Origin of the sequence: Salmonella sp. JXY0409-18 (assembly GCF_020268625.1) — a bacterium.
GTDB lineage: Bacteria > Pseudomonadota > Gammaproteobacteria > Enterobacterales > Enterobacteriaceae > Salmonella > Salmonella enterica.
Window position 1 is genome coordinate 2,707,214 of the sequence record NZ_CP084216.1, and the last position, 13,695, is coordinate 2,720,908.

Consider the following 13,695-nt stretch of genomic DNA (forward strand, 5'->3'; position numbering starts at 1 on the left):
CGACAAAGCGTGGGGAAGACCCCACGCTTTTTTTATTTTGTGACCGCCGTATTCGCTGAATGTTGCTCGCGGCGTGATGCCAGCCATAGCCCACTATTTTTCATGGCATAGCCAAAGATTAGCCCCAGCGCCAGCGACGGTAATACCAACCGCCAGTCACCCTGCCCTGCAAATGTCGCGCAGGCGCCGATAAATGTTCCCGGAACAAAAGAAAGCAATAGCTGCTTTGCCTGGATACACATCAGGAATGCCACGATCCCCGTCAACACGTAACTGACAATTTCCAGATGCGGCGCCAGCGCGCTACCGTGAATAATGACCAGCGCCCACACCATACCGCTTAACAGCGTACAGGCGGAAATCAACAATCCCTTAAAGCCGCCCTGCGGACAGGCGAAATAAGCCGTACAGCCTAAAAAACCGGCCCAGCTTAGTAACCCCAGGGAGACGGCCACCCATCCCCATATTCCAGAAAGGATGCCCGTCGTGATAGCAATAGAAAGAAGTATGTTCATGGCGCGCATCATAACAGAAAAGCGGCACATTAATGAGATCACGCACACATTTTATGCAATGATGTAAAACCAGTTGCAGTTAAAAGTGATTTACATCACATTATTCTTCATCTTCTTCCTGAAGTTCATCCCACATGGCCCCTATCGCATCACGCGTTAGCGGCGCCAAAGTGCGCCAGAATGGCGTAACGGCATGGGCTTCAACTTTACCGAGGAAGGTATTGCACCAGGGAAGCAGATAATCGGCAAATAAGGTTTCCAGCGCTTCACTTTCATCTTCGGCAGACTGATCTTCCAGCCAGGAGGCCGCGAGCAATAAAGTACCAATGTGATCGGCAGGCGTATCGGCCAGCGGCATCCCTCGCGACGTTAAAAAAGCGCGCACCTCAGACTCTTCCGCGCCTTCGACCCACGCACTGCGGTATGGCGCTACCGCGCACTCTTCCCCAACAAATAACGCATTGTAATCAGTGGAAATCTGCGTGATATCGCAGCTTTTCTGTAAACGCGCCAGCATATCATCCTGCTCCAGCGGCCAGTTTGCCGCCAGTTTACCTTCACGGATTAACGTAAACAGCGGAACCAGTAAAGGATCTTGCGGTTGGCGGTAATACAACGATCCCAGCACACGGCACAGGATTGAAAACTCATTCATTGATATCTTCCCGTAAATAACGATTAAAGTTCGGCAAATTCCGGTACAGGCGCCATACCGCGTGATTCGAGAAAGGCCAGTAAGCGCTGCGGCGAGACGTTCAGGATTCGATCTTCCGGAAAATTCACCGCATCCAGAATTTTCCGGCATTCGGTGAAATCGCCAAGCGTAAAGGCCGTATGGGAATCAGAGCCTAACGCTACCCAGCCTCCCGCATCGCGTACGGCGGCAGCGACCGCGCGGCAATTATCTTCGCTTCCTTTACGCGAATGCAGAAAAGAAGAGTTGTTGATTTCCAGCGCTACATGGTGTTTCGCCGCCGCCTGCGCGATGGCGTTAACCTCCACTGGATACTTTGGATTTCCGGGGTGACTAATTATATGCACCTTGCCGCTGGCGATGGTCGCGATCATCGCCTGAGTATTGGTTTCTTTATCATGCGGCGCAAAAACGGGCTCATGAAAGCCTGCGATAATCAGATCCAGCGAGTCGAACATCTTTCCGGAGCAATCAATTTCACCGTTAATGTTCTTGATATTCGCCTCAATGCCACGCAGTATCCCCACGCCGTCAACCAGACGCGGCCAGATGCGCATGTTAATAAAATGCCAGTGATGCGGCGCATCTTCCATGTCCGGACCATGGTCGGTAATCGCAAAAAGTTTAATGCCTTTGCGTTTGGCTTCCGCGATATAATCGCTCAGAGTACTGTAGGCATGAGTGCTGGCGACGGTATGCATATGCAGGTCAACGGGATACATTGCTCTCTCCTGTAGTCATTTCCGACAAGGATAGCAGGTATCGCCAGCGTTTTTTAGCGAAACCCGGCCCGCGCCGGGTTGATGTCAATATCCTCTCGCCCGATCCACCTGCCCCGTCACCGGCTCTCCCTTCTCCAGCTGGGTAATTGTGCGGCTAATATAATCGATGGCTTCCGCCGGACGGGTGACTGCCGCAATGTGCGGCGTCATGGCGACTCGCGGATGGCGCCATAATGGGCTTTCCTGCGGTAACGGTTCCTGGCTAAAGACATCCAACATCGCGCCTTTTAGCTTACCGCTATCAAGCGCAGCCAGCAGATCAGCCTCCTGAACATGAACGCCGCGCGCGAGATTCAGCACGTAGGCGCCATCCGGCAATTGATCCAACAATTCGCTATTAATAATTCCTACCGTTTGGGCCGTATTCGGCAGCAGATTAATCAGCACCCGCGTCTGGTTCAGGAAAGCGCGCAGCTCTTCACGCCCCACATAACTTTCCACGCCAGGCCAGGATTTGCGGCTACGACTCCAGCAACGTAACGGGAACCCCCACGCCTGTAGACTTTCTGCCACTTTTGCGCCCAGCACCCCTGCGCCCATGATACCGACGCTAAATTCTTCGCGGGTATATTCCGGCAGCGGTTTCCATAGCGCCTGATTCTTCAGCGCCTGATAATCATCGAAACGACGGAACCAGTGTAATACCTGGCTGACGGCATACTCCTGCATTTGCAGGCCCATTCCGGTATCTTCCAGACGGAATAGAGGAATGGAGGCGTCCAGCATTTCCGGATGCGCATTTAATTTACTCAGAATTGCATCCACCCCCGCGCCCAGCGCAAAGACGGCTTTTAAGCGTCTTCCGGCCAGCATTTCAACCGGGGGCTGCCATACAAGCGCATAGTCTGCGGGGTTGTTATCACCGACCTTCCATTCACGAACGCGCGCATGTGGGAGAGCCTTCTCCAGTGCATTTACCCACCAGGCGGCGTTAAATGTCGGGTGATAAAAAATTATCTCCATGTTATCTCCTGAGCAGTATGGTGCGGAATGTGATTGCGCCTGTTATCAGCGTTTTCAACGGGATGTGCAGCATAGCAAATTTCCCGGCGCGGGCAAAAAAAGCAGTTTTCGCTTATTAAAGCCACAGATTGGTGGAAGTTTGTATAAACGCGCTTTTTTTTGAAAAAGTTGATTGACGTAGAAAGGATATTTCCCTACATTAGCGCCCGTTCCAGTAATGCTGGAGCGACAATTTGGTGAGGTGTCCGAGTGGCTGAAGGAGCACGCCTGGAAAGTGTGTATACGGCAACGTATCGGGGGTTCGAATCCCCCCCTCACCGCCATATTCAAGTTGAGAGCCTGTACAGAAGTACGGGCTTTTTGCTTATATGTATCCCCCAAACCAAGGGGGGATGAGAACCACCGACCGGGGTTCGACAACTGGCGCAGCCAGTTGGACAGACGACGAGCCTGCGAGGAGACTGCCCGAAGGGCGAGCGCAGCGAGTCAATCCCCCCCTCACCGCCATATTCAAGTTGAGAGCCTGTACAGAAGTACGGGCTTTTTGCTTATATGTGACCCGTCCATTGCCGGATGGCGGCACAGTTCACGGGCGCCTTATCCGGTCTACATAAGCGCAGCGCCACCGGGTAATAACACCACCATCCGGCTTTCAATTTTAGCCAAGAATTTCAGTGAGTTTTACTTTGCGCCCCTCGTTTGAGGAAAGCGTCGCAGCATCAGCGGTAGCAATGGCATTTGTCGCCGCTTCTCCTGTTAGCAATTTAGCAAACTCCTCGCCTGGCTCCAGACCGTTTATCACATCATGCAAGTACTGCATCTCCAGTTTCATAATTGATGAGAGCCACATCGGCGTACGTTTACCGGGTTTACCATAAGCGATTGCGCCATCCATCTCGCTGGATATGTTACCGTTGCGACGATCGTCATCCTCCGCCTGGCTTTCATGCACAAGAAAGTGTGTTTTTTTGCCCGCTTTTATTAGATAACCAGCCGTATTTTGCATATCAATGAGAATTGCACCTGTCGTGCCCTCAATTAATACATAGTGCTCAGGGTAGTGGAACGATGATCCCCACTGAAGTGTCGCGAAACGACCGCTTTCGAACTCAAGAGTGATTAGGACAACATCATCTTCATCACCAAATTTTTCACCTTTGTGCGCAACATTCCCCGCCGCCATTGAAACCAGGGATGGGGTTTCATCCATGATGAACAGTGTACAATCTAGCTCGTGAATGTGATGGTACAGATGCCCGCCTGACTTTGCGCGAATCTTCTTCCATGAGATCTCATCCTGCACGTCTTCAAAACCATTACGTTTAGTGTGAACTTGTGTAACTTCACCGATTTCACCGGCTTTGATGAGCGCTTTAGCGTGGCGAACCCCGTGAAAAAAGTTCATAACGTGACCCGCCATAAAGGTAACACCAGCTTCTTTGCAGGCATCAACCATATCCTTACAATCCTGGTAATTTAAGGCGATAGGTTTTTCACAAAACACGTGTTTACCCGCTTTAGCCGCCGCAATGACCGGCGCTTTATGTAAGTAATTTGGTGAAGCAATAATTACGCAATCCACATCAGGATGGGTACAAAGCGCCTCCATCGTTGCAGTGGCGACACAGTTCAGCTCTTTCGCTATCGGATCCGCATTTACCGGATCGTAAATCGCAGTGATTTTCGCTCCTTCAACCTTAGACATAAATCGCGCCAGTTCAGCGCCAAAATAACCCGTACCTACAACACCGTATTTCGTCATCATTTATCCTCTATTAAAATTCTTTTGTTGACTGAAAACTTTCACGACGTGCTTTTAGCCTATCCGGAATGGATAAACCAATAATGAGTAGAATTGTTGCGGTCCAGAAAGCAACAATGAACGTTAGCGCAGCGCCTAGCCCCATTGTTATTCCAAGCCAGGTCGCCGCCATTGAATTGAATGTGCCTGATGTCGCAGCAAGATTATAAATCAGCCCGGTACCCAAACCACGAACCTCAAGAGGAAAGTAGTCGTAGAGGAATTTGGGAACCAGCCCGCCAACACCTACGTTAGTCGCCATTAAACCGAATAAACATGCGCCCAGCACTAAATAATTATCTTGCGGAATTCTGAATAACGGGAAAATGAATAAAAAGGACATGAGAAGACCAATGCTGAACGTTTTCTTCAAACCAATTCTATCTGCGCACAGACCCCAAACGATATTTCCCAATACAGTGCCGAATGCCGCCGCCGTCATTAAATTAGAGACCACGCCCGTATCAAAGCCCTCTCCCGCCAAATATGTAGGCAGTAGACCAAAGATCGGCCAGTTTGCGCCGAAAATAGAGAACAGAACAATAAATACACATAATGTCAGTGGAAATTGAGCTCGATTAAATAGCCCTTTCATTGACAAAGAGAAAACTGACCAGGCACTTTGTGAGTGCTTTCCGAGACCACTGAGTTTGGCTTCTTCCCACTCTTTAGATTCAGGAGCCCTGGCCCGGATGTAGATTACTAAAAGAACGGGTAGCAAACCGACAAAAAAAGCAGCACGCCAACCATACGCTTCGGCAAATGAAGGCATAAAGTAGGCTGCTATGATGTTACCAATACCGAAACCTGAAACCAGAAATGCGCTCGCTTTAGATTTTAAATGCTTTGGCCAACTTTCCACGGCATAAGTAGAAGCGCAAGCATACTCCCCCGCCATCCCCATACCGACAATGAAACGACTAAGCGTCAGCATAATTACACCGGAAGCCAGGCCACTTAACCCTGTACCTACAGAATAGGCAACTATCGACCACATCATTAACGGCTTACGGCCAAATTTATCTGCCAGCAGACCAAATAGCGCCCCGCCAAATGGTCGCCCAATAAAGGCCGCTGTGGCAAGGAATGCGCCCTCCATATCTGTCAATCCTAAGTCAGCCTTGATCAGATACATAATGTAGAAAATCAGCATAAAGTCGAAGCCATCAAAAACGTAACCCAGCCATGCTGAAAATAAAGCATTTTTTTGTGGACGTGTTATCTCGCTATACCACGGGAAGAATTTTGCTATCACAATAAAACCCTTATTTGCTGTTACCGTCTGAAATGCTTACGGAATTAATTTTTAAGTCATATCAATTGCCGAATAAGACACTATCAATCGGTACTTTCCGACAACCGCCTGAGATCGTAGCTATGTAAGGCGTATATTCATTGTTTATCATCCTTGTTCGTAGCTACGTTAAGGACGTGAATACTCAAGACAAAGTCTAACGTTCTGTAACGTAGCCACGGGCTATAAGATTATCGATATGTATACTAAGCAAAGATTAGTACAGTAACTCTTTAACCTTTCTCAAAAGTGGTATTGTAATCCAACGCGATAACGGGTCTGTCTCTCATCGGTATTATTTCTCACCGCTACATTTCCAACCTCAACGTATGGTGTAAATGACTTATTCAGTTTCCAGGCTAAAGCCACATTATGCTCATAGTTTGTTTTTTTGTTATCAAATTTAATTTGATCGCTATCCATCCAGGTAAAGTTATATTCTAATTTCAACTCATCAAAAACATAACCTATATAAGTATCAAATCTATTCGTTTTCTCATCATCATTGTAGTTAGCTGTCTTTCTTGCATAGTCATAGCGGTAACGACCAGCCATATAAACACCAGAATCAAAATTATATTGCCCCCTTAAATAAGGCTTATAAATTGAAGTATCTGGACCGCTTTCAAATATAAATCCAGGCTGCAAAACAAAATGGTCCGTAACTTTATAATTATAACTTACGCCCAGTTCTATAGCGTTTGCGACGAGATCGCTTAAATGCTTATCCTGCTCACCATCTACTCCTCCCGATTTAACGCTGGCATCGACATAAAAACCAATGCCGTTAGGAAGTTTTTCAATTATAGCAATACGGTCTTTATTAATTCTGGTTCTATCAGCATATTCATGCCGATAATCAAGGGTTGCCGCTTGTAGATATGATGAAAATGCTATAAACGAAACCATACCCAGAAGATATCTGTTGATTTTCATAAAATACTCCGCTTATCAATTAACTTTATTTTTGTATTTAAAAATTATTTTATTAATAAATTACCATCACGCATGGTAAAGGAGGTTACAGACGAAACAGGTTTCCCTTTAGCATTTTCACCACCGATAAGGAAAACTTCATCACCATAACTTACTGATACACCATAGCCGAGAGGTTGTTTCATTTTACCCATATATTGCCAATGGCCATTAACCAAACCATAGACTTCATCTCGCCATTTTTTATTTATTCCTTCGTGGGAATAAAACTTTCCATTGGTATAATTTTGTTTTGCTCCCGGAAAATTCGCGCCACCACCGACAAGCAGGACACCGTGACTATAGCCCGAAAATGCTCCGGCCAACCCTTCTTGCTGTTGTTCTCCAGGCGATGGCGGTAACTGGCTGTTCTTCAACCATGTTAGCTTGTCGTTATCCCACATGGCGCGGTAAATCACATCGGTACGTAAACCCGGTTTGAGCTCACCATTAATCAGCATCAGGAAATTATTTTCCATTACCGATGACGATCCTGCCGTCCCCGCGCCTGGCAGCTCACCGGCATTCTTCCATGTGTTCTCTTTAGCATTGTAGATAAATACGATTTTATTAAAAAAATAATCTTTGGCAGGTTTATTAAAATAATTATAGATGACTTTATTTTTTTCACTTTCATCCGCAGCCGCAGCCGCTATATCAATAAAATACTTATCAAAGATATGCTCATTAACCCCTCCGGTAATAAGTACCATCGTTTCGTTTAATTTTACTCCCGTATGCCCTGTTAATCCAACTGGAGATATAGTGTCAACTTTTTGCCATGTATTTTTCACCGGTGAGTATTTGTACACATCGCTATAAACCTGCAACGGTGATTCACTGTTTTTTTTCCCTACGCCACCAAAAACATAAAGCTCATCATTTAAAAATACCGACACGGATTGCTCACGAGCTCCACCAGGAAACGACTTTATACGCTCCCAGTCTTTATGTTGCTTTTTAAGATCAATTTTATACCAGGATGTCCCTGCGGTACCTAAGCCGACATAAATCACGCCATTATTATCAATAGCGCCAGTACCATTTTTCAGTGGTTCTGGTATATCAGGAAGCGTCGTTGCATATCCTGATGTGGTGATAGCGACTGATAAACATAGCGCCATTAGCGTCATCATTTTCTTAAAGTTTTTCATCTGCATCCCCATGCGAAGAAATACAATTGGAGTAAAGCTTCATCATTAGTGATCTTATGGCGCATAATTTCAACAATGATAATGACAAAATGTGACCAAGCGCTAAAAATAATTACATGGGGTTATCATGTGCGAGGTAAAAGCACCCCATGGTGATGTTAGAAGTGATTATGGGTGACCTGTTATGGCCAAACTCATTAGTGATAGCATTCTGAATAAATACAACAAGAATTATGTGATGCATTTCATACTGGCTATCCCGTGGCGTATAAGCTCCTTCTGAGCATTTTATCTTTATGCCGGAAGCAGTTAATAAAATACAGCATGCTGCCGTCAGAATGAATTGTATTTGTCTTGTAGCTTCAGGTTATAGCCTCAAATCCGCTGGCGCAGTAATTGAATAACAAACATACCTTATGACTGTGTTCACATTTTTCTATCTTTTTGCTTGATGCAGCAACACTCCACAACATAATATAAAACGGAGCAAAACTTCAAAATATATAAGGCGGAACTGGATGTCACTATTAGCCAGGCTGGAACAAAGTGTACACGAAAACGGTGGGCTGATTGTCTCATGCCAACCGGTACCAGGCAGCCCTATGGATAAACCTGAAATTGTGGCTGCAATGGCACAGGCAGCGGCTTCGGCGGGTGCGGTCGCTGTGCGCATTGAAGGCATTGAGAATCTGCGGACTGTTCGTCCCCATCTTTCTGTTCCAATTATTGGGATAATTAAACGTGACCTTACAGGGTCGCCAGTCCGTATCACTCCCTATTTACAGGATGTTGACGCCCTGGCGCAGGCAGGTGCCGATATTATCGCTTTTGATGCCTCATTCCGCTCTCGCCCGGTTGATATTGATAGTTTACTGACACGTATTCGCCTGCATGGATTACTGGCGATGGCAGACTGTTCAACCGTGAATGAAGGCATAAGTTGCCATCAGAAAGGAATCGAATTCATTGGTACAACATTGTCTGGCTATACCGGCCCCATCACGCCGGTTGAGCCAGATTTGGCAATGGTGACGCAACTGAGCCATGCAGGTTGTCGTGTTATTGCCGAGGGGCGCTATAACACGCCTGCACTGGCGGCCAATGCTATTGAGCATGGTGCCTGGGCAGTTACCGTTGGTTCCGCTATCACCCGTATCGAGCATATCTGTCAGTGGTTCAGTCACGCAGTAAAACGCTGAACAGGAAAAGAAAATGAACACGCTTACTATTGATATTTATGTCTCAGAGAATAATCCGACGTTAATAATGCTATCGGCAAATACGATACCCAGGCCTGAAGCCTGTTTGAACGCAATATCGGATATCTGCTATTTCAGGTATCCGGCAGGACATACGTCTGGGCATCACCATTGGTGGAGCATAAATGTTCTGCCTTTTACATCTCATGATTACCGTCATTGAGATTAACAAAAACTATTACTTGATCTGAATATCGTATCGTCTGAATGATGGGAAGATAAAAATACACAGACGATGACCGCAACTCTACTCAAAACCATAAGCAGGAAAGAACTATGATTACACATTCTTTCGGCATCGTTAATTATCTTGTATTATTTGGCTACCTCCTGGCCATGATGTTAGTCGGTGTCTATTTTTCCAGACGGCAAAAAACAGCAGACGATTATTTTCGCGGTGGTGGCCGGGTTCCTGGTTGGGCGGCTGGGGTCAGTGTATTTGCTACTACGTTAAGCTCAATTACATTTATGTCAATTCCTGCCAAAGCGTTTACTTCCGACTGGACGTTTATCATTGGTCAGTATCTGGCTATCGCAATTTTACCGCTGGTTTTTTATTTCTATATTCCGTTTTTTCGGAAATTGAAAGTCACATCAGCCTATGAATATCTCGAAGCACGGTTCGATGTGCGCTGCCGTCTATTCGCCAGCATGTCATTTATGTTGTTTCATATCGGACGTATCGCCATTATCACTTTCCTCACCGTGCTGGCCTTGCGCCCCTTCATCGCTATAGACCCGGTGATTTTGGTACTGTTGATTAGCGTGATGTGTATCATTTATACTTGGATGGGTGGAATTGAAGGAGTAATATGGACTGATGTTATTCAAGGCCTCTTACTTTCTGGCAGCGCGATACTGATTTTTATAGTGATATGTCTCAAAGTCCAGGGCGGCATTGGTGAAATTTTTACGGTGACGCAGCAGGCGGATAAATTCTTTCCGGCTACGCAGTTCCACTGGAGCTGGACGGAAAGCACAGTACCCGTATTGATTATTGGTTTTCTGTTTGCCAATATTCAGCAATTTACTGCCAGTCAGGATGTGGTCCAACGCTATATCGTGACTGACTCCATAGAGGAAACGAAGAAAACATTACTTACAAATGCCAAACTGGTTGCTGTGATCCCTGTTTTCTTTTTTGCTATCGGCTCGGCATTGTTTGTCTACTATCAGCAACATCCACAATTATTACCGGCGGGATTCAACACTGGCGGCATTTTACCCTTATTCGTGGTCACCGAAATGCCAGTCGGCATTGCAGGGTTGATAATCGCCGCTATTTTCGCTGCTGCGCAGTCCAGTATCTCCAGCAGCTTAAACAGCATTTCTAGTTGTTTTAATTCCGATATCTATCAGCGTTTGAGTCATAAAAAAAGAACGCCTGAAAACCGTATGAAAATAGCTAAGTTAGTTATTCTGGTCGCGGGCCTGATAAGTAGCGCGGCCTCGGTATGGCTGGTCATGGCCGATGAATCAGAAATCTGGGATGCATTTAATAGTCTGATAGGTCTGATGGGAGGGCCAATGACCGGTCTGTTCATGCTGGGCATTTTCTTTAAACGAGCAAATGCCGGGAGTGCGGTTTTAGGAATTATTATCAGCGTCATTACCGTGCTGGGCGCACGCTATGCCACTGACCTTAACTTCTTCTTTTATGGGGTCATTGGCTCGCTAAGCGTGGTGATCAGCGGCGTTATTTTCGCCCCGTTATTTGCCCCGGCACCGCCATTGACGCTGGATGAAAAACCTGAACCAAAGGTGACATTATGATTTCATGATACCACGCTATACCGACACAGCACACGGTGACGCCAACGCCCGGGGCGACAATACCGGGCCAGGTATAAACCATCCGTCAAATGGCGCGCTATAAACACCGTAAGAGCAACAGATTACTCTCCAGTGATGTTCTGTCATAAGTTGGCAACGCGATGTAAATATTCCCCCTCCTTTACTTACATCGCGCTTTTTTTCATGCCGCAGACTTGATAGGCTCTACTCTGTTCGATATTGCAGGCTTTGTGCCGCAATCAGCCCTCAAGAGCAGGAACTATATGGAGCCTCAACCCCCACGTCTTAAACCCGGAAAAATCCTTGATACTCTGGGTGCTATGCAAAAAAGCCTGACACGTGCCTCCCAGCGTATTGCGCAATATATTTTAGCCTTCCCCAGACAGGTGACACAGTCATCTATTGCCGATTTGTCGCGCGAAACACAGGCCGGAGAAGCCACGGTTATTCGCTTTTGTCGCACCCTGGGCTATAAAGGTTTTCAGGATTTTAAAATGGACCTGGCCATTGAACTTGCCACTACCGAGTCTGATGACAGTAGTCCTCTACTGGATGCCGAAGTTAGCGAATCCGACGATGCCCACGCCATTGGTTTAAAATTGCAGAATACCATTAGTAATGTATTATCTGAAACGCTAAATCTGCTTGATATGCAACAGGTTCTCGGTGTCGTGGATGCCCTACGTCACTGTCACTCAGTTTATATCTTTGGTGTGGGCTCATCGGGGATCACGGCGCTGGATATGAAACACAAGCTAATGCGTATTGGTTTACGGGGCGATGCGGTAAGCAATAACCATTTTATGTACATGCAGGCTACGCTATTAAAAGCAGGCGATGTCGCGATGGGTGTCAGTCACTCGGGCACATCGCCAGAAACAGTGCATTCACTCCGATTGGCCCGACAGGCTGGTGCCACCACAGTCGCCATTACCCATAATCTGGGTTCTCCATTATGTGAAGAGGCCGATTTTTGCCTGATCAATGGTAATCGGCAAGGAATGTTGCAGGGTGACTCGATCGGTACGAAAGCCGCGCAGCTTTTCGTCTTTGACCTGCTCTATACCCTTCTTGTACAGTCCTCGCCGGAACAGGCCCGAGAAAGCAAATTACGGACAATGAATGCCCTGGACATGACAAAATAATTCCTTTCCCGTACAGGCGTCATTTTCCTTTTTTGTCCATGAGTCTGCTGGATGCTTTATAGATAACAAAGCCCGGTTTCCCGGGCTCTGAAAGTCAATGCTATATTAGCTGTATGCGTGAAGCGTTCGCTGACAAAGCGCCGAGCGCACGCAGTCGTCTTTGTTGAAATGCACAATCCCTACCATTTCATCTTCTTCAAAGCGTTCCAACGCATCGCTCAACCCGGAACGCACGCCGCGCGGCAGGTCGCATTGCGTAATATCGCCATTGACAATGACCGTGACATTTTCGCCTAATCGCGTCAAAAACATTTTCATTTGCGCCGCAGTCACATTTTGCGCCTCATCGAGGATCACGACCGCATTTTCAAAAGTACGCCCACGCATATAGGCGAACGGGGCAATTTCTACCTTACCGATTTCCGGGCGCAAGCAATATTGCATAAAGGACGCGCCTAACCGTTTAAGCAGGACATCGTAGACGGGCCGAAAATAAGGCGCGAATTTTTCAGCGATATCACCGGGCAAAAAACCAAGGTCTTCATCAGCTTGCAATACCGGACGCGTCACAATGATCCTCTCGACGTCCTTATGAATCAATGCTTCTGCCGCCTTTGCCGCACTGATCCATGTTTTCCCGCAGCCGGCTTCGCCGGTCGCAAAAATAAGCTGTTTACTGTCGATAGCGTTCAGATAATGCGCCTGTGCTTCATTTCGCGCCTTAACAGGAGAGGTATCGCGACTATCGCGCGCCATGCCAATGGCTTCTACTCCGCCCATCTGTACCAGTGACGTGACCGATTCTTCTTCACGTTGCTTATGACTACGCGAATCTCGTCTCAACACACGCTTTGCTTCACGACGAGCTTTGATCACTGCTTTTTGTCTTCCCATGGATAGCACCTTGAGTTGTAGGTATACATCACCCGCGTTCTCTTGAACGCGATTATGCGCACACACATCTGAGGGTTGGCTTCCTTGTAAGCCTTAGCTTGCTTTTTGAAACGACGCCACACACGGCTACGCGCACCACATATGACGTCATGGGTATGGTCAGTAAGGGAAATGATGAGAGCTTTTAAGATGACAAGACCACCACCGGAGAGAGAATGTCCGTACAGGGTGTTGTAACTACTGTAAACAATGTGTCCTGGTGCGGACATTACCATTCGCGATCTCCATAGTGAGTGACCATCACTGCCGGGGAACTACCGCTATTACTACTAAGTACAACACAAAACATCAATAATGCAACAATATATTCACCAAGCATTAACCAAAAATTATTGCGTCATTGTCAGTCTCTTACAGAAAGATTA

12 protein-coding genes, 1 tRNA gene and 1 other RNA gene are annotated in these 13,695 nt (G+C 46.8%); 5 read left to right on the top strand and 9 right to left on the bottom strand.

The window, feature by feature from the left end; genetic code table 11:
• Positions 1-32: 32 nt before the first annotated feature.
• The 4 genes from LDB27_RS13185 to ghrA all read right to left on the bottom strand — a co-directional run bounded on the left by LDB27_RS13185 (position 33) and on the right by ghrA (position 2,954).
• Positions 33-515, bottom strand: a complete 483-nt coding sequence (locus tag LDB27_RS13185; protein WP_001546652.1) for a DUF1097 domain-containing protein — start codon at positions 513-515, stop codon at positions 33-35.
• 100 nt (positions 516-615) lie between these two features.
• Entirely contained in the window at positions 616-1,170 is a 555-nt protein-coding gene (locus LDB27_RS13190) for a molecular chaperone (protein ID WP_001001890.1), read from the bottom strand.
• A gap of 23 nt (positions 1,171-1,193) precedes the next feature.
• Positions 1,194-1,931: a phosphatase gene (locus LDB27_RS13195; RefSeq protein WP_000283646.1), complete on the bottom strand. Its 738-nt coding sequence runs from the start codon at positions 1,929-1,931 to the stop codon at positions 1,194-1,196.
• An 84-nt stretch (positions 1,932-2,015) separates the two neighbouring features.
• The gene (ghrA, locus tag LDB27_RS13200) at positions 2,016-2,954 is read right to left on the bottom strand and encodes a glyoxylate/hydroxypyruvate reductase GhrA (RefSeq protein ID WP_000402552.1); all 939 of its coding nucleotides are present in this window, start codon (positions 2,952-2,954) and stop codon (positions 2,016-2,018) included.
• 235 nt (positions 2,955-3,189) lie between these two features.
• Here ghrA and LDB27_RS13205 point away from each other — a divergent pair.
• A tRNA-Ser gene (locus LDB27_RS13205) sits at positions 3,190-3,277 on the top strand.
• A 48-nt stretch (positions 3,278-3,325) separates the two neighbouring features.
• Positions 3,326-3,461: non-coding RNA, RtT sRNA (locus tag LDB27_RS13210), on the top strand.
• A 151-nt stretch (positions 3,462-3,612) separates the two neighbouring features.
• Here the strand turns inward: LDB27_RS13210 and LDB27_RS13215 are convergent.
• The 4 genes from LDB27_RS13215 to LDB27_RS13230 all read right to left on the bottom strand — a co-directional run bounded on the left by LDB27_RS13215 (position 3,613) and on the right by LDB27_RS13230 (position 8,190).
• On the bottom strand, positions 3,613-4,719 hold the full coding sequence (locus tag LDB27_RS13215; RefSeq protein WP_000988594.1) for a Gfo/Idh/MocA family protein: 1,107 nt from the start codon (positions 4,717-4,719) through the stop codon (positions 3,613-3,615).
• Between the two features lie 10 nt (positions 4,720-4,729).
• Positions 4,730-6,010 carry an MFS transporter gene (locus LDB27_RS13220; protein WP_000560754.1) on the bottom strand — a complete coding sequence of 427 codons (1,281 nt, stop codon included), beginning with the start codon at positions 6,008-6,010 and terminating at the stop codon, positions 4,730-4,732.
• 282 nt (positions 6,011-6,292) lie between these two features.
• Complete coding sequence (locus LDB27_RS13225) at positions 6,293-6,985, bottom strand: oligogalacturonate-specific porin KdgM family protein (protein ID WP_001529182.1); 693 nt, start codon at positions 6,983-6,985, stop codon at positions 6,293-6,295.
• A 44-nt stretch (positions 6,986-7,029) separates the two neighbouring features.
• Positions 7,030-8,190, bottom strand: a complete 1,161-nt coding sequence (locus LDB27_RS13230; protein WP_000525757.1) for an N-acetylneuraminate epimerase — start codon at positions 8,188-8,190, stop codon at positions 7,030-7,032.
• A 506-nt stretch (positions 8,191-8,696) separates the two neighbouring features.
• Between LDB27_RS13230 and LDB27_RS13235 the strand changes: the two genes are divergently transcribed.
• The 3 genes from LDB27_RS13235 to LDB27_RS13245 all read left to right on the top strand — a co-directional run bounded on the left by LDB27_RS13235 (position 8,697) and on the right by LDB27_RS13245 (position 12,376).
• The gene (locus tag LDB27_RS13235; RefSeq protein WP_000054243.1) at positions 8,697-9,377 is read left to right on the top strand and encodes an N-acetylmannosamine-6-phosphate 2-epimerase; all 681 of its coding nucleotides are present in this window, start codon (positions 8,697-8,699) and stop codon (positions 9,375-9,377) included.
• 336 nt (positions 9,378-9,713) lie between these two features.
• A complete protein-coding gene (locus LDB27_RS13240; RefSeq protein WP_000628083.1) occupies positions 9,714-11,210 on the top strand; it encodes a sodium:solute symporter in 1,497 nt (498 codons plus the stop codon).
• Between the two features lie 284 nt (positions 11,211-11,494).
• The gene (locus LDB27_RS13245; RefSeq protein WP_000433674.1) at positions 11,495-12,376 is read left to right on the top strand and encodes a MurR/RpiR family transcriptional regulator; all 882 of its coding nucleotides are present in this window, start codon (positions 11,495-11,497) and stop codon (positions 12,374-12,376) included.
• A gap of 105 nt (positions 12,377-12,481) precedes the next feature.
• Here the strand turns inward: LDB27_RS13245 and phoH are convergent, their stop codons facing one another.
• Complete coding sequence (gene phoH / locus LDB27_RS13250) at positions 12,482-13,270, bottom strand: phosphate starvation-inducible protein PhoH (RefSeq protein ID WP_000533527.1); 789 nt, start codon at positions 13,268-13,270, stop codon at positions 12,482-12,484.
• Positions 13,271-13,695: the final 425 nt, after the last annotated feature.

What these genes read in the sequence shown, in the direction of transcription:
- LDB27_RS13185 (WP_001546652.1), bottom strand. Translation starts at nt 515, where the DNA reads ATGAACATACTTCTTTCTATTGCTATCACGACGGGCATCCTTTCTGGA.
- LDB27_RS13190 (WP_001001890.1), bottom strand. Translation starts at nt 1,170, where the DNA reads ATGAATGAGTTTTCAATCCTGTGCCGTGTGCTGGGATCGTTGTATTAC.
- LDB27_RS13195 (WP_000283646.1), bottom strand. Translation starts at nt 1,931, where the DNA reads ATGTATCCCGTTGACCTGCATATGCATACCGTCGCCAGCACTCATGCC.
- ghrA (WP_000402552.1), bottom strand. Translation starts at nt 2,954, where the DNA reads ATGGAGATAATTTTTTATCACCCGACATTTAACGCCGCCTGGTGGGTA.
- LDB27_RS13215 (WP_000988594.1), bottom strand. Translation starts at nt 4,719, where the DNA reads ATGATGACGAAATACGGTGTTGTAGGTACGGGTTATTTTGGCGCTGAA.
- LDB27_RS13225 (WP_001529182.1), bottom strand. Translation starts at nt 6,985, where the DNA reads ATGAAAATCAACAGATATCTTCTGGGTATGGTTTCGTTTATAGCATTT.
- LDB27_RS13230 (WP_000525757.1), bottom strand. Translation starts at nt 8,190, where the DNA reads ATGGGGATGCAGATGAAAAACTTTAAGAAAATGATGACGCTAATGGCG.
- LDB27_RS13235 (WP_000054243.1), top strand. Translation starts at nt 8,697, where the DNA reads ATGTCACTATTAGCCAGGCTGGAACAAAGTGTACACGAAAACGGTGGG.
- LDB27_RS13240 (WP_000628083.1), top strand. Translation starts at nt 9,714, where the DNA reads ATGATTACACATTCTTTCGGCATCGTTAATTATCTTGTATTATTTGGC.
- LDB27_RS13245 (WP_000433674.1), top strand. Translation starts at nt 11,495, where the DNA reads ATGGAGCCTCAACCCCCACGTCTTAAACCCGGAAAAATCCTTGATACT.
- phoH (WP_000533527.1), bottom strand. Translation starts at nt 13,270, where the DNA reads ATGGGAAGACAAAAAGCAGTGATCAAAGCTCGTCGTGAAGCAAAGCGT.